27 protein-coding genes are annotated in these 18,306 nt (G+C 67.4%); 5 read left to right on the top strand and 22 right to left on the bottom strand.

The window, feature by feature from the left end:
- Nucleotides 1-31: 31 nt before the first annotated feature.
- From BMW66_RS12825 to BMW66_RS12755, 14 genes are all read right to left on the bottom strand, one after another.
- Nucleotides 32-1,291, bottom strand: coding sequence for a phage tail fiber repeat family protein (locus BMW66_RS12825; protein ID WP_093119092.1), 1,260 nt, complete (start codon nt 1,289-1,291; stop codon nt 32-34).
- Nucleotides 1,291-1,518 carry a hypothetical protein gene (locus BMW66_RS12820; protein ID WP_093119090.1) on the bottom strand — a complete coding sequence of 76 codons (228 nt, stop codon included), beginning with the start codon at nt 1,516-1,518 and terminating at the stop codon, nt 1,291-1,293. Before BMW66_RS12820 ends, BMW66_RS12825 begins: the two co-directional genes overlap by 1 nt.
- Before the next feature lies 1 nt (nt 1,519).
- On the bottom strand, nt 1,520-1,864 hold the full coding sequence (locus BMW66_RS12815) for a hypothetical protein (protein WP_093119088.1): 345 nt from the start codon (nt 1,862-1,864) through the stop codon (nt 1,520-1,522).
- Between the two features lie 135 nt (nt 1,865-1,999).
- Nucleotides 2,000-2,257 (bottom strand): hypothetical protein, encoded by a 258-nt coding sequence (locus BMW66_RS12805; protein WP_093119084.1) that lies wholly within the window; start codon nt 2,255-2,257, stop codon nt 2,000-2,002.
- A complete protein-coding gene (locus BMW66_RS12800; RefSeq protein ID WP_093119082.1) occupies nt 2,254-2,484 on the bottom strand; it encodes a hypothetical protein in 231 nt (76 codons plus the stop codon). Before BMW66_RS12800 ends, BMW66_RS12805 begins: the two co-directional genes overlap by 4 nt.
- Nucleotides 2,484-3,419 carry a C40 family peptidase gene (locus BMW66_RS12795; RefSeq protein WP_093119080.1) on the bottom strand — a complete coding sequence of 312 codons (936 nt, stop codon included), beginning with the start codon at nt 3,417-3,419 and terminating at the stop codon, nt 2,484-2,486. Before BMW66_RS12795 ends, BMW66_RS12800 begins: the two co-directional genes overlap by 1 nt.
- 97 nt (nt 3,420-3,516) lie before the next feature.
- A complete protein-coding gene (locus tag BMW66_RS12790; RefSeq protein ID WP_093119078.1) occupies nt 3,517-3,789 on the bottom strand; it encodes a hypothetical protein in 273 nt (90 codons plus the stop codon).
- Nucleotides 3,790-3,837: 48 nt separating this feature from the next.
- Nucleotides 3,838-4,149 (bottom strand): phage holin family protein, encoded by a 312-nt coding sequence (locus BMW66_RS12785; protein ID WP_093119076.1) that lies wholly within the window; start codon nt 4,147-4,149, stop codon nt 3,838-3,840.
- A gap of 50 nt (nt 4,150-4,199) precedes the next feature.
- Nucleotides 4,200-4,430, bottom strand: a complete 231-nt coding sequence (locus tag BMW66_RS12780) for a hypothetical protein (RefSeq protein ID WP_093119074.1) — start codon at nt 4,428-4,430, stop codon at nt 4,200-4,202.
- Entirely contained in the window at nt 4,430-6,994 is a 2,565-nt protein-coding gene (locus BMW66_RS12775; protein ID WP_093119072.1) for a phage tail protein, read from the bottom strand. The genes BMW66_RS12780 and BMW66_RS12775 overlap by 1 nt, the downstream gene beginning before the upstream one ends.
- Nucleotides 6,995-6,997: 3 nt before the next feature.
- The gene (locus BMW66_RS12770) at nt 6,998-7,396 is read right to left on the bottom strand and encodes a DUF6950 family protein (protein ID WP_093119070.1); all 399 of its coding nucleotides are present in this window, start codon (nt 7,394-7,396) and stop codon (nt 6,998-7,000) included.
- Between the two features lie 307 nt (nt 7,397-7,703).
- Entirely contained in the window at nt 7,704-8,264 is a 561-nt protein-coding gene (locus BMW66_RS12765) for a hypothetical protein (RefSeq protein WP_093119068.1), read from the bottom strand.
- Entirely contained in the window at nt 8,264-8,857 is a 594-nt protein-coding gene (locus tag BMW66_RS12760) for a hypothetical protein (RefSeq protein ID WP_093119066.1), read from the bottom strand. The genes BMW66_RS12765 and BMW66_RS12760 overlap by 1 nt, the downstream gene beginning before the upstream one ends.
- On the bottom strand, nt 8,854-11,265 hold the full coding sequence (locus BMW66_RS12755; protein ID WP_093119064.1) for a phage tail tape measure C-terminal domain-containing protein: 2,412 nt from the start codon (nt 11,263-11,265) through the stop codon (nt 8,854-8,856). The genes BMW66_RS12760 and BMW66_RS12755 overlap by 4 nt, the downstream gene beginning before the upstream one ends.
- Nucleotides 11,266-11,312: 47 nt before the next feature.
- Here BMW66_RS12755 and BMW66_RS12750 point away from each other — a divergent pair, with 47 nt between their 5' ends.
- Both BMW66_RS12750 and BMW66_RS12745 read left to right on the top strand, forming a co-directional pair.
- Nucleotides 11,313-11,594, top strand: coding sequence for a type II toxin-antitoxin system RelE/ParE family toxin (locus BMW66_RS12750; RefSeq protein WP_093119062.1), 282 nt, complete (start codon nt 11,313-11,315; stop codon nt 11,592-11,594).
- A 12-nt stretch (nt 11,595-11,606) separates the two neighbouring features.
- Nucleotides 11,607-11,897, top strand: coding sequence for a HigA family addiction module antitoxin (locus BMW66_RS12745; RefSeq protein WP_093119060.1), 291 nt, complete (start codon nt 11,607-11,609; stop codon nt 11,895-11,897).
- Here the strand turns inward: BMW66_RS12745 and BMW66_RS12740 are convergent.
- The 3 genes from BMW66_RS12740 to BMW66_RS12730 all read right to left on the bottom strand — a co-directional run bounded on the left by BMW66_RS12740 (nt 11,868) and on the right by BMW66_RS12730 (nt 13,533).
- Nucleotides 11,868-12,059: a DUF7697 family protein gene (locus BMW66_RS12740; protein ID WP_093119121.1), complete on the bottom strand. Its 192-nt coding sequence runs from the start codon at nt 12,057-12,059 to the stop codon at nt 11,868-11,870. The genes BMW66_RS12745 and BMW66_RS12740 overlap by 30 nt on opposite strands.
- Nucleotides 12,060-12,208: 149 nt before the next feature.
- The gene (locus BMW66_RS12735) at nt 12,209-12,592 is read right to left on the bottom strand and encodes a hypothetical protein (protein ID WP_093119058.1); all 384 of its coding nucleotides are present in this window, start codon (nt 12,590-12,592) and stop codon (nt 12,209-12,211) included.
- Nucleotides 12,592-13,533, bottom strand: a complete 942-nt coding sequence (locus BMW66_RS12730; protein WP_093119056.1) for a phage tail tube protein — start codon at nt 13,531-13,533, stop codon at nt 12,592-12,594. Before BMW66_RS12730 ends, BMW66_RS12735 begins: the two co-directional genes overlap by 1 nt.
- A 72-nt stretch (nt 13,534-13,605) precedes the next feature.
- Here BMW66_RS12730 and BMW66_RS12725 point away from each other — a divergent pair, with 72 nt between their 5' ends.
- Entirely contained in the window at nt 13,606-13,998 is a 393-nt protein-coding gene (locus BMW66_RS12725; RefSeq protein ID WP_093119054.1) for a bactofilin family protein, read from the top strand.
- Here the strand turns inward: BMW66_RS12725 and BMW66_RS12720 are convergent.
- Nucleotides 13,971-14,393, bottom strand: a complete 423-nt coding sequence (locus tag BMW66_RS12720) for an acyl-CoA transferase (protein WP_093119052.1) — start codon at nt 14,391-14,393, stop codon at nt 13,971-13,973. The two genes, BMW66_RS12725 and BMW66_RS12720, sit on opposite strands and share 28 nt — an antisense overlap.
- A 219-nt stretch (nt 14,394-14,612) precedes the next feature.
- On the opposite strand from BMW66_RS12720, the gene BMW66_RS12715 reads away from it, so the two are divergent.
- The gene (locus BMW66_RS12715; protein WP_139196176.1) at nt 14,613-15,161 is read left to right on the top strand and encodes a hypothetical protein; all 549 of its coding nucleotides are present in this window, start codon (nt 14,613-14,615) and stop codon (nt 15,159-15,161) included.
- Nucleotides 15,162-15,234: 73 nt separating this feature from the next.
- Complete coding sequence (locus BMW66_RS12710) at nt 15,235-15,852, top strand: hypothetical protein (protein ID WP_093119048.1); 618 nt, start codon at nt 15,235-15,237, stop codon at nt 15,850-15,852.
- A gap of 76 nt (nt 15,853-15,928) precedes the next feature.
- Here the strand turns inward: BMW66_RS12710 and BMW66_RS12705 are convergent, their stop codons facing one another.
- Genes BMW66_RS12705 through BMW66_RS12690 form a run of 4 tightly spaced genes read right to left on the bottom strand, consistent with a single transcriptional unit; the run spans nt 15,929 to nt 18,302 of the window.
- A complete protein-coding gene (locus BMW66_RS12705; RefSeq protein WP_093119046.1) occupies nt 15,929-16,561 on the bottom strand; it encodes a DUF6441 family protein in 633 nt (210 codons plus the stop codon).
- The gene (locus BMW66_RS12700) at nt 16,558-16,869 is read right to left on the bottom strand and encodes a head-tail joining protein (protein WP_093119044.1); all 312 of its coding nucleotides are present in this window, start codon (nt 16,867-16,869) and stop codon (nt 16,558-16,560) included. The genes BMW66_RS12705 and BMW66_RS12700 overlap by 4 nt, the downstream gene beginning before the upstream one ends.
- Complete coding sequence (locus tag BMW66_RS12695) at nt 16,869-17,873, bottom strand: major capsid protein (protein ID WP_245729478.1); 1,005 nt, start codon at nt 17,871-17,873, stop codon at nt 16,869-16,871. Before BMW66_RS12695 ends, BMW66_RS12700 begins: the two co-directional genes overlap by 1 nt.
- A 57-nt stretch (nt 17,874-17,930) precedes the next feature.
- A complete protein-coding gene (locus tag BMW66_RS12690; RefSeq protein ID WP_093119041.1) occupies nt 17,931-18,302 on the bottom strand; it encodes a head decoration protein in 372 nt (123 codons plus the stop codon).
- Between the last annotated feature and the right edge of the window lie 4 nt (nt 18,303-18,306).

Below are 18,306 nucleotides of genomic sequence, written 5' to 3'. Positions count from 1 at the left end.
GTTCAGACCGGGTATTGCCGGGGCGGCGGGATCAGAACGTGCCGCCATCGAGCGCGACGCCGGAGATGCTGCCGCCGGTGATTGCCACATTGCTCGCGGCCTGCGTGGCCATGCCGGCAAGCCCCAGGTTGGACCGCGCCGTGGCCATATCGGCCAGGTCCGAGAGGTTCGCGGATTTCCCGAGCTTGCCCGCGAGCCCATTGGTCACCGTGGTGGCAAAATCCGGGTCATTTCCAAGCGCCGCAGCCAGCTCACTGAGCGTATCCAGCGCGCCCGGCGCGGCATCGATCAGCGCCCCGATGGCGGCCGAGACAAAGGCCGTGGTCGCGATCTGCGTGCTGTTGCTGCTGCTTGCCGCTGTTGGCGCGGTCGGCGTGCCCGAGAAGCCCGGCGAAGTCAGCGGCGCCTTGTCATCGAGCGCCGCCTGCAACCCTGTGACCTGCGAGATCGCGTGCCCGTGCGCGGAGGGCGCGAAGGTCGCCGGCTTGCCGGTGATGCCGGACCAGGCCACCGCATCGGCCACCTCGGCCGCGTCCACCTTGCCGTCGGCGTCCGTGTCATAGGTCCCGGCGAGCATGTCGCCGGCGCCGAAGCTCGCCACGGCCGATTGCACGAAGGCGGTGGTCGCGATCTGCGTGGTGTTGGTGCCGCCTGTGGCCGTTGGCGCCGTGGGCGTGCCGGTCAGGCCGGGCGAGGCCAGCGGCGCCGTTGCGTTCAGCGCCGCTTGCAGATTGGTGATGTCGGAGATCGCGTGGCCATGCGCCGCCGCGGCAAAGGCCGATGTGCTCGACAGGGCTGCCGAGCCAAGCCCGAGCGCCGTGCGCTGCGCGTCCGCATTCGCCGCCATCAAGAGCGCACGCCCTGCAAGCGTGCTGTCGCTTATTGCGACCGCTGTGTGCGTGTGGCCGCTCTCTGCCTTGCCATCCAGCGCGGCCTGCAAGCCCGACACATCCGAGACCCCATGCGTGTGACTGCTGCTCGCCTTGCCGCCCAGGAGCGTCTCCAGCTGCGACTTGCGCACCAGGTCAGCCGCGGCCGCGGCATCCTGGGACGCCGCCGGCACCGCGCTGAAGGTCTTCTTGCCGGCGATGGTCTGCGTGCCGGTCGTCGCCATGAAGGCACCGGCCCCCGCAAGGGCCACGATCGAGGTGGCATTGCCGCCCCCGTCGTCGCCCTTGCCGATATAGAGCGTATCATCGACCTCGTTATGCGCGACCTCGCCCGATTTGAGCGCGGCGGGCGCGCCGGCATTGCCGGACACCCGGCGTTTGAACTGGATCGTATTGGCCACTAGAAGAACCCTCCGTTGATCGGCGCATCTGTTGGAAGAACGGTGACGCCGGGATCGCCCTGCTCACCCCGGGCCCCCGGGGGGCCGGCCTTGCCCTCCGGGCCCGGCAGCCCCGGCACGCGCACCGCTACCGGCCCGGCGGCAAGACCCACCCTGAGCGGCACGTCATCGGACACGGTGAGACGGATCGGCACGCCGGGGCCGGCCACGTCAATCCTGCCGCTCATGTCACAGCCCCCGCGTGACCGGCAACATCACCGGGATGTCCAGGGCAAACCCGAGATGCAGATCCGGCGCGACATCCGTGCGCACCACGTCGACCACCACCGAGCCCACCGACATGCCGGCGGTGTTGGCCGCGGCGATCCGGAGATCGAGGGCGCTGTCGGCGATGCGCACCAGCCCGCCATTGCCCGTCGTCAGCGTGACCAGCACGTCTTCCGACGCCGCCGCGGGGCGCACCTGGCCGGCGAACGTCGCCCCGTCCGGGAACACCGGCCCTTCCGCTTCCAGGCGCAACCGATACGCATAGCCGATCATGATCGCCGGCCCCTCAAGGATGTGTGTCGTCATGGCTGCCACCCGCAGAGCCGCGCGCCAATCTCGTTATGGGCCACGATCTGGCGCCGGGTCTCCAGGCTCAGCACGTCGCTTCGTGACGGCCGGATCGGCTCGGCCCAATCACAGGTGTCCTGGTAGCGGCCCGGATCAATCGCGCATCCAGCGCTCAGCGCGGCGCTCAAGCTCAGCGCGGTCAGCGGTACGAACCTCATGGCGGATCTCCCTGGCGGTTTGCATGGCGCGGATGCGGGCATCGGCCCGGCGGATGATGAACGCGGCCTGCGCCGCGCGGCGGCCGCGGTGGACTGCGATCCAAAGCGCCGCGACCACCGCCAGCGCCAGCGCGCCCCACAGGGCGGCACGCCGGCCAAGGCCGGACAGCACGGCCGTCAGGACCGGGATCATTGCAGGCCCCCGCTACCGGCTCGCACGGCGTTGAGCGGGATGCAGCGCGTATTGAGGGAGAGGATCTCACTCCCGTCCCTCTGCGCGGCGGCGCGCATGACATCGGTGGTGACGACGGCCGCGTCCGCGCAGACCGCGAAGCTGGCCATCGTGCCCGGATGGAGGCCGGAGACGCAGGCCGGGCCATCGGGCGCGGCCACGCAGATCGAGACGACGAGCCTCCACATCAGGGCGTCCGCCCGGTGCGATGGTCCTCGATCCGCGCGGTGCGGGCTTTGACGGCGTAGAGGATCACGCCGATGAACACGGCCGCGCCGATCCACGGCAGGGCTGCGGACACCGCGCCATCGAGCCCGAGCAGGGCCAGCGCGCGCACCGCGAGCGTTTGCGCCCCCTCGGCCTGCGCGACCGCCGGGGCGATTTGGGTGCCGACCGATCCCACCGCACCGATCAGGCCAAGGCCGATCTGGGCGTTGGCCGCCGTCACGATGCGGCTGTTCTCGGGCATGCCCTGGGCGCGCGCGGGCGCGATTTCGCGCGGGGCCGCGCGCGCCAGCGCCTCGGTCAGCGCCACGTCGATCACCGGGCGCGGCGGCAGGCCCGCGTCATCGCGGAACGCGAGGAGCGCCCCGCGGGTGCGCGGGCCCACAACGCCGTCGGCGGCGCCGACCTCGTGGTAGCCGAGCGCGCGCAGGCGCGTCTGCACCTTGCGGACCGACAGGGCCACGGCCGGAGCCACATTGCCCGCCCGGCGCACGCCGAGCAGTTTCGCCCTGGCATAGCGCCTGATGGTCACCGCATCGGCCTGGTTGCCCCCGAGCACCTCGATGCTGGCGCCGGCGCGCGCCACGAAGAAGCCGACATGGCCCTGCCACCCGTCGCGGCGCCCGCGCCAGAACACGACGATGTCGCCCTCCTGCGCGTCGTCCAGGTCTACCGGCAGGCCCCAGTCGAGATAGGAGCGCGCGGTCAGCCGCCGGGTCGAGCGCAGGCCGGCCTGTTCGAGGCAATGCCCCACGAAGGCGGCACACCAGGCCACGCTGTCATGCTCCACCCAGTCATGACCGACCGAGCTGTACATATCCATGATGTCGGGGTTGTTGACCGGCCCCGGGGCCTCTGCGGTCCCGATATAGCTCCGGGCGATTTCAAAAGCGGTCATTGCGTGCCTCCATGCAAAGCAAAAAGCCGCCCCGAAGGGACGGCTTGCCGATGTGCTTGTTTTTGTGTGTTCAGCGCCGCCAGACCGGCCGGGCTGTTCAGGCGAAGCGTTCGTGCTCCGCATGATGGGGTGTTCTGGCTTGCTGCATCCAATCATCCACCGCTGCCGCCACAGAGGGTCCAATCCCTCGCAAACCTGCCAGCTGGATTTCCACAATGCCGGGCGTGCCATCCGGATCGACCCAGGTGCCGCCCTCGGCCAGTACCAGGGCCTTGACTGCCTGTTCCGGGTCGGCGGCCTGCTCAAGCTGTGCCAGAACCTGTTCGATATTCTTCATCGCACTATCCACCCTGCGCTCGATCTGATGCATCTTTGCGTATACCAGATGTGAGCTGAGAATCTGCTTTCAAGCCGTTGACTACTTCCTGCGCCGGAGCCAGGCGCAGATCGCAGCCTCGGCGCCGCGCGGGCCGAGATAGGCCAGCGTGGCCACCAGCCCGGTGCTGACCGGCTGGGCGAGGCCGAGATGGCTGGCGAGGGCTTCGCCGATGATCGCCATCCCGATGGCGACGGGCACTTCCCACAAGAGCTCGCGGCCGAAGAAGCGCCGCCGCCCCAGACTGACCTCGCCCGAGTGATACATCAGCCGCCCCGTGAAGGCGCCGATCAGCGTGGTGATGGCCCCGCCAAACAGCGCGTTGATGGTCTCAATAAAGCTGCCGTCGTCCATGGCGCGACCTCATGTTGTTTGCGGGGCCGGTCCCGGACAGGCCGCGATCCTCAGTAGCTGCCGCCATCGAGCAGCGCCTCCCAGCCGGTATCGGTGGCATCGCGGATCCTGAGCACCGCCGGGCTCTGGCCGGTATCCAGCCACAGCATGCCCGGCCGGGTCGCGGTCGGCGCCGTGGCCCCGGCATTGGAGGAGTGCAGCGCGGCCAGGATCTCGTTGAGGCGCTGGCGCACCGCGAGGCCTGCGTCATTGGTCAGCGCGTAACTGTCTGTCTGAGCCATCAGGCCACCTCGTCCGCATGCAGCCGCAGCCGCGAGACCACCGGCGTGAAGGCCCGGTCCGCCGTGCGCAGCCAGGCGCGCGCCTCAACCGCCCGTGCCTCGATTTCGTGATTGTCCACCCGGCCCCAGTCGGACCAGACCGGCGTGCCCGATGGATCGTCATCCGTCTCACGGATCTCCACCACCACATCCACCTCCGCGCCATCGGTGCCGTCAAAATCCGCCCAGGTGTCGATCGGCTCCAGGCGCGCATCGATCTTGTCAAGGAGCGCCAGCACCGCCAGGCTGATCTCGCTGCGCAGCCGGATCCGGCGTATCGCGCCAAAATCGAGCCCCGCCCCGAAGGCGTAGAGCCCCTCGGTCTGCGGCACGTAAGGCACGCCGCTGCCATCGAGGGCCGTCGCCAGGCGCAGCGTCGCGCCCTCGACCACCAAATCCGTCTTGGCACCCGGAAAGGTGCCATCGGCCTGCAGGCGCGCCACCGCCGCAAAGGCCAGCGCCTGCGTGCCCTTGGTCGAGATCGTGCTCACCGGCCCCAGCCGGCCGCCGCTGTCCTCGGCGCGCAGCAGATAGGCGCCGGGCTTGAGCGGCACCACCGCGATCGCCTCCGAGCCGGCCACCCGGTCCATGGAATAGCTGTTGGCCCATGCGGGGCTGGCCTCGGGGCTGTGGCGAATGACGATATTGCCCGCCACCCGCACATCGGGATCGCGGGCCCGCGCCCATTTGAGGATCGCGAGCCCGCCGGCTGTTTGCAGCGTCACGTCCTCAAGGGCCACCGGCGGCGCGGTGAGCCCGAGGATCTCGGCCGTGCGCGCGCGCCACTGCGACGACACGCCGAGCGCGGACACCGCCTTGACGCGGATCTCCCACTGGCCGGGGCTGGCGTCGCGGATCTGCAGGGTCGTGCTGACCTGGCGGCCATAGTCGATCCAGTCCCCACCGTCGCGGCGCGCCTCGATCTGGTAGCTCGCGGCAAAGCTCGAAGGGGCCGGCGCCCAGGTGGCGGTGATCAGCACCTTGGCGCCGCCGCCATCGCGGGTGATATAGAGCTCTTCCGAGATCTCCGGTGTGCCCGGCGCCACCGTGCGGAACGCTGACGGCAATGTCGTGCGCGGCGCGGCCGCGTAGATCTGCTCCTCGCTGACGTCCCAGTCATAAACCAGCGGCGAGGTCTCGCGCAGGATCAGTTCCGGCACCAGCATCACGCCCTCGCCCACCGCGCTCAGATCAAGTCGCGAAGACTGTACCTCGAAGGGTTTGCCGGCAAAGCCCCAGCGTGCGTAATCCACCGTGACCGTATCGCCGGCCGCCGCCTTCCAGGCGCTGAGCTTGCCCGACCATTTGACCACCTGCTGGCGCCGCGCGCGCTCCAGCTCGATCCTGGCAATGCGCTGCGCCGCCGAAGGCGAGATGGTAAACGGCAGCGAGATATCCCGCCATACGGGCGTGCCGCCATCCTCGGCGATATAGGCGGGCGAGGCATACGCCGGGAAGTCATCGGGCTGCCAGTCATTTTCCGGGCTGATGAACTGCCCGCGCACCCCGTTGAAGCTGTTGGCCCGGCTTTGCCGCGTGGTGAGCACAATCCCGCCCTCGCGCAGATCATCGGCGCCAAGCGTCACATCCGCCGCACGGTAAGCCCCGGCATGGAGGCGCCAGGCACCGCCTTGCCAGATGCAGCGACCCGCCATCGCCGTCAGCATCGCCTCGATGATGGTCTGCGGCGTCTGATCGAGCGTGACAACCCCGTTGCAGGCATAGCGCGGCTCGCTGCCGCCCGCCGCCAGCGGCACCGCTTCCGCGCAGATATTGGCTGCCTCGATCAGGCTTTCGGTCTCGATCCCGTCCTCGAGGCCAATACCGGCCCCCAGACCGAACACCGGATCGGCCATGTAGTCGGCCACGCAAAGCGCGGCGTTCTCGCTATAGCCCCGCACGCCCGTGCGCGGATCCAGGATGTCGTCCTTGCCCATGATGTCGACGGAGATGCTCGGAATGCCGCCGGGGAAGGCATCCGCAGTGTACTTGAGACGCAGATGGATCGCCGCGCAGCCGTCCAGGCGATGTGCAGAGGACCAATGCTCCGAGACCGCCTCGGCGAGATCCGCGAACGCCGTCTGGTCCGGATGCCCGAGCCGGGTGTCGATCTCCACCTTGCCCGCCCAGCGATCCAGCGCCCTGCCCGCGGCGTCCACCGCCATCTCCCCGTCGAAGTAGACCGCCCCGATCGACTTGACGCGATGCGTGGCCAGCACGATCACCAGGTGCAGATAGTTGTTCGACGGCCCGGCCTCGTGCAGGAACACGATGGCGCCGCCCTTGCGCACCCGGCCATAGACCATGTCGCGCGGCATCACCGGCTCGCGCACGCTCACGGTTCTGGGCCGCATCGAGACCGACGGCGTGCCCATCAGGGCTTGCGAGGCGGCCGACAGCAGCATCGACGCGCCAAAGCTTGCAGCAAAGCCGATCAGGCCGCCCGCCGCAAAAGCCGCGGCCAGGCCGCCCGCGGCCACCGCCGCCCCACCCAGAGCGACAGCGCCAAGCACAACAGGCGGCATGGATCAGACCCTCCAGGCCAGAGAACAGGAGGCCAGCGGCAGGAATATGAGCCCCTTTGGCGCTACAAACGCCGCCCGCGCGCCCGCGCAGATCCCGAAGGCCGGATCCGCGCCGCCCAGCACCAGGTCCCCGCGCTGCGCCAGGAGCGGTGTGGAAAGCGGATTGCCCAGAAGATCGCGCCCCATCCCCTCGAGGCTCTCCCAGCCCAGACGGCGCATCACGCGGTGCGCGCCACGCGCGGTGCGGTAGCGCCCGCGCCAGCGTGCCGCGTGATCCGCGCCGCCCGTCAGATCCCGGCGCAGATCGAACGCCCAGGTCGCGCAATCATGGCAGCCCCAGGCGAAGGGAATATCCCGCGCCGCGTCAAGCGCAAGAATGAGGCGGGTCTGGCGGTCAGGCATGGATGTTCACATCGCGTTCTCGGGAACTGGCCCTTGGAATCGCCACCCGCCAGGAGACGGGGGTTGGCAAGAGCCGAAGTGTTCACAGAATCTGTGGATAATGGTGTGCACGGATTGCGGGCGGCGCCAAAAAGCGCCGGTGTAACCGTAGCTTAGGGGTTTCGCCTAAAAATTAGGCAAAAACTACAAGCCATTGATTTGGCGTTATTAATTTTTATGAGAGGCGCCAGAGAAGTGAGCACGGGTGCGCGAGCGGACCTCTGTGACAGTCACATGTCAAGTGTTGATGGTTCTGCATCGCCGCATCTCATCCCCGCCCCCAGGTGATTTCCTTGTCCTGGATCGTGGTGACGAAGGCGAAGCCCTGATCGCCCGGCGCCAGCGCCTGCTGGCTTTCATGCGTGTAGCGCCAGTTGCGCGCCGTCCCCAGATCGATCAACCGGTTCTCGTAGCTGATCGTCACCGTGCAGCTCTCACCCGTATCCGCGATCTCCGGCACGTCGAGCCGGCCGGTAAAGGCCTGCACCGGATCCGCGATGATCTCGCGATCCTCCGTCAAGAGCCCCAGCCACACCCGGCCGGGCTTGCCCTGGCGCGCCTCATCAATGGCCAGCGCCACCATCTCCAGCGGCACGCCCGACAGCGACACCGTGGTGCCACCCGCCACGACCTGCTGCGTCTCCTCGATCGCGCCCAGCCCCAAAAGACTGCCAACCCCGGTCCAGGTCTGCCCGGTCCAGGTGATATCGCCCAGCCCGGACCAGATCCGCACCCAGCCCGAGGCGAACTCCCCCTCGAAGAAGAGGATGGGGCGCAGCTCGCCCTCCGTCAGCGCCGCGGCGATCTCCGCCGACATTTCCCGGGCCATCAGAGCGCCTCCCGGGCGGTCACAGAGAAGCGGAAGCTGTCGGCCCGGCTGATGCGCGTGGGCACCGGCGCAGTCAAGCGCAGCACAATCCCGGGCGCGGCAACCTCCACCGGGCTCAGATCCACCGGCGCCGCGCGCAGCCGCGGCGTGACGCGCAGCACCGCGGCGCCGTTGGCATCGGCCACTGCATCCTCGGTGACCTGGTAAAGCCGCATGTCCTGGCCCGTCCCGAGCGAGACAAAATCCCCCGCCGCGAGCACCAGCGCCTGCGCATCCCACCCCAACGTGGTGAGCGCATTGCCCGACTGGCCGGCGCCACGCACGGTGATGGTTTTTTGCGCCAGGTCCGGCCGCGCCATGGAAGGATCGCGCAGGACAAACCAGCCCCGCATCCCGCCAAGCGCGGTGAAGACCGCCGACAGCCGCCGGCCCGCCCGGCCCTTGGTCAGCGCCACGTCAAACGTGACCTCCCACCATTCGCCGCCCCAGTCCTGGATCTGCTGGCGGCCGGTGAAGGGCGAGGTTTGCGCCGAGACCGCCGTCACCAGCCGCCGCTCGATGGACTGGATCAGCGTCAACGGAAGCTCGCTCATACCGCATACCCCCGCTGCCGGCGATCGCGCACGCTCTCGATCGCAACCCGTTTGATTTCCGGCAGCGCCGCGCGCAGCCGCGCATCGATCTGCTCGGCCACCCCCATCTGCGCCCCGCGCGCGTCGATATGGACAGTGACACCGCCCGCACCGGGTGCGCCCGGCCCATACCCGGCCGCCTCACGACGGCTCAGCACCCGCTCACCGCGCTGCAGGATCGTGGGTACCTCATCGGGGCGTAGCCCGGCCCAGGCGTCCCCCGGCCCCACGGTGCCCCCCGAATGCATCCGCGGTGCGCCGGCAAACACCGCCGCCGGCACCCGCCGCGCCATGCCCGAGAGCCCCACCATGCCACCGTTATGCGACACGGCCGCGGCCACCGATCCGCCGCCGAACACGCCCGAGAGCGCGTTTGCAATCGGCCCCAGAACGGCGTTCTTGAAGGCGAGCACCGCCAGATCCGCAAGGATCGAGCGCACCAGGCTCCTGAAGTCCAGCTTGCCGGTCTCCACGAAACTGCGGAACGCGCTCTCGGCGCCGCTGAACGCCCCGGTCAGCGTCTCGCCAAGCCCCTTGCCCCAGTCCATCGCCGTGCTGGCGTAGTCCTTCAGGCTCTGGCTCACCGCGGCAAACCCGGAGAGCTCCTCCTTGGTGTCTTTCGCCGCGCCGCCGGCTTTGGTCAGCGCATCCGTGACCTTCTCAGCCGAAGCCGCCGCGTCCTCGAGCGCCGCCGAGCCCGCATCGCCGGCCCCGGTCATGGCATCCTTCAGCGCCTGCCACGAGGTCAGCGGCCCCGCCGCAGCCGTGCTCAGCATGCGCGCCGCGTCCCGGTAACCGTCCGCCCGGAGCCGCGCGTCATCGGCCATGCCGTCGAACAGTACCGGCGCCTTGAACGGGTCATCCATGAAGGCACTCTCATAGGCATCCCGCGCAGCTTCGCCCAGATTGGTGGCCTCCGGCACCGCGGCCTTCCACTCGGACAGATCCGGCGCCGCGATGGCCCAGTCCGGGCGACGGCCGCCGAGCGTCAAGAGGCTGTTCACCCCCTCGGTCAGCCCCTCGAGGCCGGTCTCCATCGCCCCCACGAGCCCGTTGATCGCCAAAGCCCCGATGCGGCTGAACACCCCCGGAAGCGCCTCCCAGATCGCCTGCACCGCAAGGAACGTACCCTCAAAGCTGTTGATCGTGCTGTTGGCCCAGGACGTGATCCCGTCCGTCGCAGATTGCAGACCGTCGAGGAGCGCCGCCTGCGCATCGGCCCAGCTGCTCTCCACATTCGCCCAGGCTGCCTGCGCCGAGAGCGACACCTTCGACCAGACCTCCGAGGCCAGCGCTTTCAAAAGCCCCATTGCCTCCCCAAAACTGCCAGCCCCGCGCACCAGCCTGGTGAACCACCAGGCCAGCTCACCCGCCCCCACGACCAGCGCGCCAATGCCGGTGCGGATGAGCGCGCCCTTCAGGACCACCAGCGTGGTCGCCAGCCCGCGCACCGACAGCGCCGCCGCCGCCAGGCCGGCCACCCATTTGCCCGCCATGAGCCCCGCGAACGTGCCGGCATGGACCGCGATCCGGTCAAGATTGCCGATCAGCCCGGTGATCACCCGGCCAAGCGGCCCGGTGACACGGGCCGCAGAGGCCAAGGCGTCGGCCAGGGTCTCCAGGGCCGGCGCCGCCGCCACCGCGATCTGGTTTGCCACGCCGCGCCCGATGAGCCCGAGCCGCGACAGCGCGTCATTGGTCCGCTCGATCTGGTCCGCATCCTGATCCGAGACCATCACGCCGAAGGCCGCGAGATCCTCGGTCGCCTGGCGCAGCGTGGCGCTGTCCAGGCGCTGGAACGCCACAAAGCCCCGGTCGCCAAACAGCTGGCTGAACAGCGCCGCCTGCTCCGAGGCCGCCGCATTGTCGCGAATGGCTTGGGTCACCACCGCGATGCGCTTGTCCAGCGGCAGCCGCAGCAACTCACCCGCGTTGAGGGTCAGCCGCTCGATCGCCCCGGCCGCCGGCCCGCTGCCATCGGCCGCGAACAGCGACAAGCGCCGCGTCAGCCGCGCCGCGCCCGCCTCGAGCTCGGCCATTTTTGAGCCGGACAGCTCCGCCGCGCGCTCCAGCACCTGCACGCTCGCCACCGTGGTATCGAGCGATTGCGCCAGCTTGGCCTGCGCATCCACCGTCTGCAGCCCGGTGCGCACCAGCGCCACGCCGGCCGCGGCAACAGCAGCAGTGGCGGCCGCCGCTGCCACCCGCGCGCGGCGCCCAAACGCCGCCATGCGCCTGTTGGCCGCGTCCATCTCGCGCGACAGGCGCTGCATGCCCCTGGACCCGGATTTGCCCACCCCCTCGAGCTCGGCGCGCACCTGGCGCCCGCCCGTGGCTGACAGGCGGACGGAGACTTGTTTTGTGGCCATCACAATAGCGCCCTTGAACAATGTATCACGTCATGATACATGGAGACATGATCGTCAGCACACGTGGAAAGCTTGCCGCAGGCGCGGTTCAGGACCGCTTCGGCAAGGGCTTCCCGGCTGATCTGATCAAGCGAACCCGGGCCATGCTCTCGGCATTGGACGCCGCGGTCGTACTTGAGGATTTGCGGTTTCCGCCGGGCAACCATCTCGAAGCCCTGAGCGGCGACCGCGCGGGACAATATTCGGTGCGCATCAACGGACAATGGCGCATCTGTTTCATCTGGACCGATCAGGGGCCTGCCGAGGTCGAGATCGTGGACTATCACTAGGAGGGGCACCACATGAGCCTCATGACCAACCCATCCCATCCAGGCGAAGTTTTGGCCGAGCTTTATCTTGAACCGCTCGACATGAGCGCGATTACACTGGCAGCGCACCTCAACGTGCCCCGCACCCGCATCGAGCGCCTGGTCAAAGGTGAGACCGCGATCACGGTCGATACCGCCATGCGGCTGGCACGGTTCTTCTCGACGACGCCGGAATACTGGATGAACCTCCAGCGCGCCTGGGACCTTGCCCGGGCCCGGGAAACGATTGACGTCTCAGGGATCAAACCCCTCGAGGTCGCCTGAGCCACGCTGCTCGCTCATCTTGCGGACCATCACCGCCTCGATGGGCGGCAGCAGCTCCGCGACGATGCGGGGGCAAAGCCCAAGGGCGGTGCCCAGTTGCAGGGCCGCGCTCATGTCCCAGCCGGTGACAGCGCCGCCTTGGCCGCTCGCCACCACCCGCATCTGCCCGCCGAGACGCTGCACCAGATCCCAGACCTGCCAGCCTTCGAGCGTTTGCGGCGCATGTACGATCCGTGGGCAATCCGGGCACGTGCGATTGCAGGCCGCGCAATAGGCACCGCCCCCGCCGAACTCCCAGTCGGCGAGGGCGGTCAGGCGTTTTTTTCCTGCTCCAGGATCAGGCCGCCCGCGATATAGCGTGTCTGGAACGCCTCGAAGATCGGCCAGAGGTCGAGAAGCGCGTCGATGCCGTCGGGGCTCACAGGCAGCGGCGTGCCATCGGCGTCGCCCACGCCTTCCCAGTCGGTCACCACGATGCGCGCCACCGCCTTTGCCACGATCACCGCCACCGTCTCATCGCGCCCGGGATCCGCCGCCCCCTCGAGGTCGGCCGTCGTGCCCGCTGCGGCAATCACCGCCGGGTCCGCGCGCGCGGCCAGCATCACCGCCGTCGAGAGAGGTTCCACAAGAAGCCGCACACCGTGGCCAAGATCGACCCAGGAGGGCTCGCGATTGTCCATATTGAGACGCAGCATCAGTATGCCTCCATGTCATTGACGAGCGTGACCGTGGCCATGCGGCCCGCCGTGTCGTTTTTCGCGGCCTGCCAGTCAAACGTGGCCTGGATCCCCTGCGGGCCAGAGATCTCCACCCGCGGCACCGGCAGATAGACGGAATGCGCCGTGACCGTGAGGCTCTCGCCCGACGCCAGTGCATAGGAGAACTCCAGCTCGCAGGCCTCACCGTTGATTGCCTGGCTCACCAGCGTCTGATCCGAGAACCGCACCGCAACACTGCCGGTCAGCGCCGCGATCGACGGATCGGCTCCCGCAATCTTGCCGTCCGCCCGGATGGTCTCGATGCGATCGAGATTGTTGGCGTAATTGATATCGGCCGAAACGATATTGCCGATCGCGGTGCCGTCGCGCGTCACGGACCCGTTGAAGTGGCCGAACCGCTGCAGCGTCAGCTCCGTCGGAGAGCCAGCCTGCGTGGACGCGGCCACCTCCTCGCCCTGCGCCACGATGCGCGCAGTGGCCGTCAAAAGCCCCGAGCGCGCCATCTGCCAGCTCAGGGAATCCACCATGCAGCCCGCATACATCGCATAGCGCGGCACCTCGGGCATGCCGGTCTCGATCGAGAAGCTCGGCAGCGACCAATTGCCGGAGTGGAACGCGTGGGTGTAGGGCGCCTCCAGCCCCGTGGTTGTGGGCGCGCCGAACGCCGCCTTCAGCCAGACCCCGAACGCCCGCGCATCGATCGGAATGACCACATCGCCGTCCGCCGTCACGGCGTCCTTGATCGGCGCCAGCGGATCGCGGCCATAGCCCAGAAGCTCCGATGTTTGCAGCGGCTGCTCCGCCCCCAGCGTCGTGCTCGCAAACGGCATCCGCGTGAAGCCGCTCGCAGGCGGGGTTCCATAGGTCGTCTCGAAGCCGAGCGCCATCTGCGCCCGCGCGCCTTGCGCTCGTGCCATGGTGGTTTCTCCTGTAGGGTCAAGCTGCCGATCTGCTAAAAGCGGCAGGAAACGAAAAAGGGACAGTATTGAATGACGGATGAACCGCGCGCCCCGGCGGGGTCTGGCGGCCGGTCGCACCTCGGTGCCGGCTCACGCATCACCGGCGAGCTCTATTTTCCAGGAACAGTCGAGTTGCCTGGCTACGTGAACGGCAACGTCGAAGCTGCCGGGATCGTGATCGAGGAGGCCGGCGAGGTCGAAGGCGAACTGCGCGCCTCAAGCATTGCCATCAAAGGGCGTTTCAAGGGCCGGATCAAAGGCGGCGCGGTGCAATTACACGCCAGCGCCCGCGTGGTCGGTGACATCACCTATGACAGCCTGAGAATCGAGAGCGGTGCGCAGCTGGAGGGGGCGTGCATCCCCCGCGCGACGCCCAGGGCCACAGCCCCGACCGATCAGGAAAGCGGGTCGGCCGTGGAATAGTGCAGCACCACCGGTATGACCGCGGCCTTGAGGGGTGCTCCGGCCTCGACGGGCAGGTCGACCGGTTCGGGCGCCTCAGGCTCGACCCAGTCGCAGAGGCCGCCCAGCGTGCGGTCGGCTGCGATCACGGCGCCGATTTGCGCTGTCAGTGCATCGAAAAGGCTGTCCCGCTTGGTGCCTTGTACCACCGCCTCGATCTCGGCGCGGTGCTGGTAGTGGTAGGCCAGCGGCGAGAGTGTCATGTCGGGCTCGCCCGGGCTGCCGTCGCGCAGGATCAGCAGGCCACCGGCCGGCACGCGCTCCGGAAGGACCTCTCCGCGCAGAACTGGTGCATGCGCAATGGTGCGCAAGAGGTCCGCCAGCGCGGTCAGGATGGTTTCGCGGGGGGTGGGCATTGGCTATTCCTGACTTGAGCGCCGACAGGAACTCGAACTGAGACATAAGGGCGGCAAGCGGCGGTCGGTCACATCTCCCGAGCCGAGTTCGGGGCCGCGCTCAAGCGCGGTAAACGCTTATATGGATTTTGCACCTTATCATAGCTATTGGAAGGCGATACGTTGCGGTCATTAGAAGCAGGAGAAGATTATATGGCTCACATGGCCTCAACGTCTAAGATGCCGAAGCAGAATCGGCAGTTTTACATGCAGGCCGGCGGCTATGTACTGCTACGCTACGTCGACGAGGGCAGCTGCTACACTGTAATGACCGCGACGTCCGGCGAAGACTTGCCCCATGATCCGCCGCGCGAGCGGCGTGCGAGGCCGTCCATCTTCAAGCGGCCAGAAGGCACAGATCTCATTCCCGAGCCGCTCGCCATCAAGTCTCCCGGGCCGATGGACATCGAAGCCTATCCCAATCTTGTCAAGCTTACTGCCGCTGCCCAAAAAATCCTGTATACCCTCGGCACTCCGGAAGAGCGCATCGACAAATGGGGGCGACCCTACCTAATGATCGAGGGCGTGTCCGATACCGGCGCAATCCGGCGCGCCGCCAACTCCCTAGCGAAATCTCTGGGACTGGAGACCGTCAAGGAATCGACCGCCGACGAGGAAATGCAAAAGATCTGGGACGAGTTTTCGGTCGACGAAAGCTCAACCTCGGACCACGATGTCGAACTCGGAGACGAAGCTTGGGTTATGCGATCGGGTCGGGTCAAGTCGTAAAACTCTGCAGCCGGCGGCCGCCGTCTCAAAACCGAACGTTCAGGCAAGATATCTTTAGATTCCAGGAGACTTTATGAAGATCCAGGCATTGTTCCGCGCAGCGGCCTTCCTCTTCGCCGTGACGACAAGCACAGCAAGCGCCGAGTCCATCTCCATCCGCGGCATCGACTGGTCAATGTCACAGTCCGAGCAAGTAGCGGTACTCGAGAGCGCAGGTCTAGACTGTGTCCGTGAACGGGGCTGGGATGCCTTTGTATCTCCCACGAAGGTTTCGGCATCGAACAACCCGATGCCTATGTGTTTTGCCGACCAAGGGTCAGGCGCGAATGTAGACGCCTTACGAGACGCCTTCAACGACTGGCATCGAGCGTGCTCGACGAAAGGGGGTCGCTCCGATGCTTGTTTTAACCATCCCTTCAAAGACTTGAGGGATCGTTTACGCATGGTCTGGTTCCAAAATGGCGGTAGGATCATATTCGAGTGCGAGTACATCGGCTCCTGTGCCTATTCCCTCGAAGAGGTTGTTAGGCAGATCCAAAGACGAGTTGTCAATTCCGAATTCCGCAAACCGACTGAAGACGCTTATGTTGTCTGCGCAAATGGAGACGAAGGCGATAGCATCTGCGTGCATCTTCACTCTCAAGCCATTTGGCTCATCCAGAATCCGGACCAAGGGAGCATACGGTTCTAGGATCCCGGTGGTTTTCCGTTCCCTTCTTTGAGAGTTCAATAGTCGGCGAAGCGCTTCGCCAATGTTTACACATCTGTCACATGAATTTTCTTTCGGCCCAATTCGTCACGATCAGCCCCGGCAGCGCGTCATGCGCCCGCTCGGCATCGCGCGCCAGATCCAGCCGTTTGCGCAGTTTCACCTGCGGGACCAGCAGGAAGATCGGCACCGTGGCACGCCCGCGGCCTGTCTTCGAGCGAGAGGCAACTCCGAACCCCCGATTGTTGAGGCGCCCGTCTGCCACGAGCAGGCTTGGTCCGCTGCGGCGGTAGACGAACCGCAGCCTCAGGCCGCGACGACGCTCCCATTCGCCGGGGGTGATCCTGCCGCCACGCAGGCCGCGCCCGGCGGCTGGCGTCGGAATCGCCAGCCAGAACCCGGCCTTCGAGCGGATCAGCGGGCCGGTGTCGTGGGCGCCCACGATCTCCGGGGCGTTCGACCAGACGAAGGCCGCAGCATTGAGGCTGGACTTGCCCTTCGGGTATTGCGCCGCGCGGATGGTGCGGGCGAGCCGGGTGCCGAGCCCGGCACCGGTGATCTGGGCACGCCAGGCGGTCTTGAGGTCCTGGCCGGCGATGCGCGTGGCGGTGCTGACAGCCTTTTCGCCGGCCTTGATCTCGGCGGCCATCATGGCGGCGAGATCCGGGCTGACGTCGAGCTTGAGCTTCATGCTGGCGCAGCCTCCACGGTCCAGATCAGCCGCTCCCGATCCCGGACCGGCTCGCCCTGGATCAGGAAGGTTTCATCGCCGATCAGGATCTGCTCCTGTGGCCGCGGATCGGGGATTTCCGCCACCCGCACATCGATCCGGATGGTCTCGGACAAGAGCCGCGCCGACCCGAACTCCGTGATTTCGTCAGGTCGGCGCAGAATGCCTCGCGCTCGAGTGAAGCGCCCTTCACCATCGCGATGCCAGATCTCGACCGAGATATTGGCATCAACAAAGAGCGCGTCGAGCGCCATGGCGACGGCTGACATCACGTCCGCCTTGCGCTGCGCAGCACCTGCGGGCGGGTGCAGATCGGCAGCGGGTTGCTCTCGATCTCAAGCCGCACCCATTCGTCGCGGTCGCGATCGGGGATCATGCGCGCATAAAGCGGCAGACCCACGGTGTTGACCGTCTCGAAGGTGTCGGCGGGGGCGTAGTAGATCTCGAAGAGGCCCTCGACGCCCTCGGGGTAGAAATACGCCTTGTCGGTGGGCACGCCGAAGCCCAAGCCCCCACGGTAGCGCCGGAAGGTGATGCCGCCGAAGCTGACCTCTTCCCCTACCCTGCCCCGCAGATCGGCCGCCGCGGCTGTGTTGAGATAGGTCTCGCGCACTTCCTTGTGGGCCACGAGATCGGCGAAGAAGGCCGAGCCGCATTCGGCGCGCAGCTGCACCTGACCGGCGGCCAGGCCGCCAAGGGTGTCCTCGACGCTTTCAATCAACGCCTGGCAGCGCTTGCGCAGCGCGCCCGAGCCGGGGGTTGCATTGTCTAGATCGAAGTCGACCTCCGCAGCCGGGGTGATGCCGAACTCGGCGTGGTAGTCGATGACGGTCGCGCCGTCCTTGGGGTCCTTCACCACGCCCTGAATGCCGTTGAAGAGATGAAACTCGAAGGTGGCCTCGGCGTCATTGCGCAGCCGGCCGAGCTTACGCGCGACCTCGGTCTGCACCTGCTGGACCGCCGTGTCCGAGCCGAAGTCGCGGATCGCCTGGATCTCCGAGGCCCAGAGTACGTCCTGCTTCTTGAACTGGCGGCAGACGAAGGCACGCATCTCGCGGCGCTCAGGGATCTGGCTCTCATAGGCCGAGCCGCGCTCCGAGAACGGGATCAGCGACAGCGTGCCGTCGCGGCTCTCGATCATCACGGTGCGCGTGCGCACCCCGCGGCTGCCGAAGAGGTTTGCGCCCGAGAGGATCGCGGGCTTGAAGGGAATGTTTTCGAGCGCGCGGGTGAGCTCGATGATGGAGAAGGCATCGCCTTCAAAGATGTCCATGGTGGCCACAGCGTGCCTCCTTCTGGTCTACATGTGATGGGGAAACTGCGCCGTGGCTCAGCGCAGGAGGATGCCGAGCGCGGCCAAGGCCGTGGTGGCGGTGGTGATCTGCGCCTCGGTGGCACCGTCGGGGAAGGCGATCTCGTGGCGGTTCACGATAGCCGGGCCGCGCACCAGCACCACGCCGGGCGCGTCGGCATCGGTCGCATCAGCCGGGCCCCAAAGGATGCCAGCGGCGTTCTGGCTGCCATTCGTGGCGCCGGGGGTGAGCACGGTGTATTTGCCACCCGTGGTGATCTTGCCCAGAACGGTGCCGGGGGCGAGCTTGCCGGCGCCGGACGCGACGGTGACTGTGTCGCGGGTATAGTCGCGCAGCACTTCCCAGGTGAGGAACCCGCCGGCGTGTTTGGACTCGGATAGCATGGCCATGGAA

Source organism: Salinihabitans flavidus, from assembly GCF_900110425.1.
Classification (GTDB): domain Bacteria; phylum Pseudomonadota; class Alphaproteobacteria; order Rhodobacterales; family Rhodobacteraceae; genus Salinihabitans; species Salinihabitans flavidus.
This window is presented reverse-complemented; position numbering and strand designations above follow the sequence as displayed.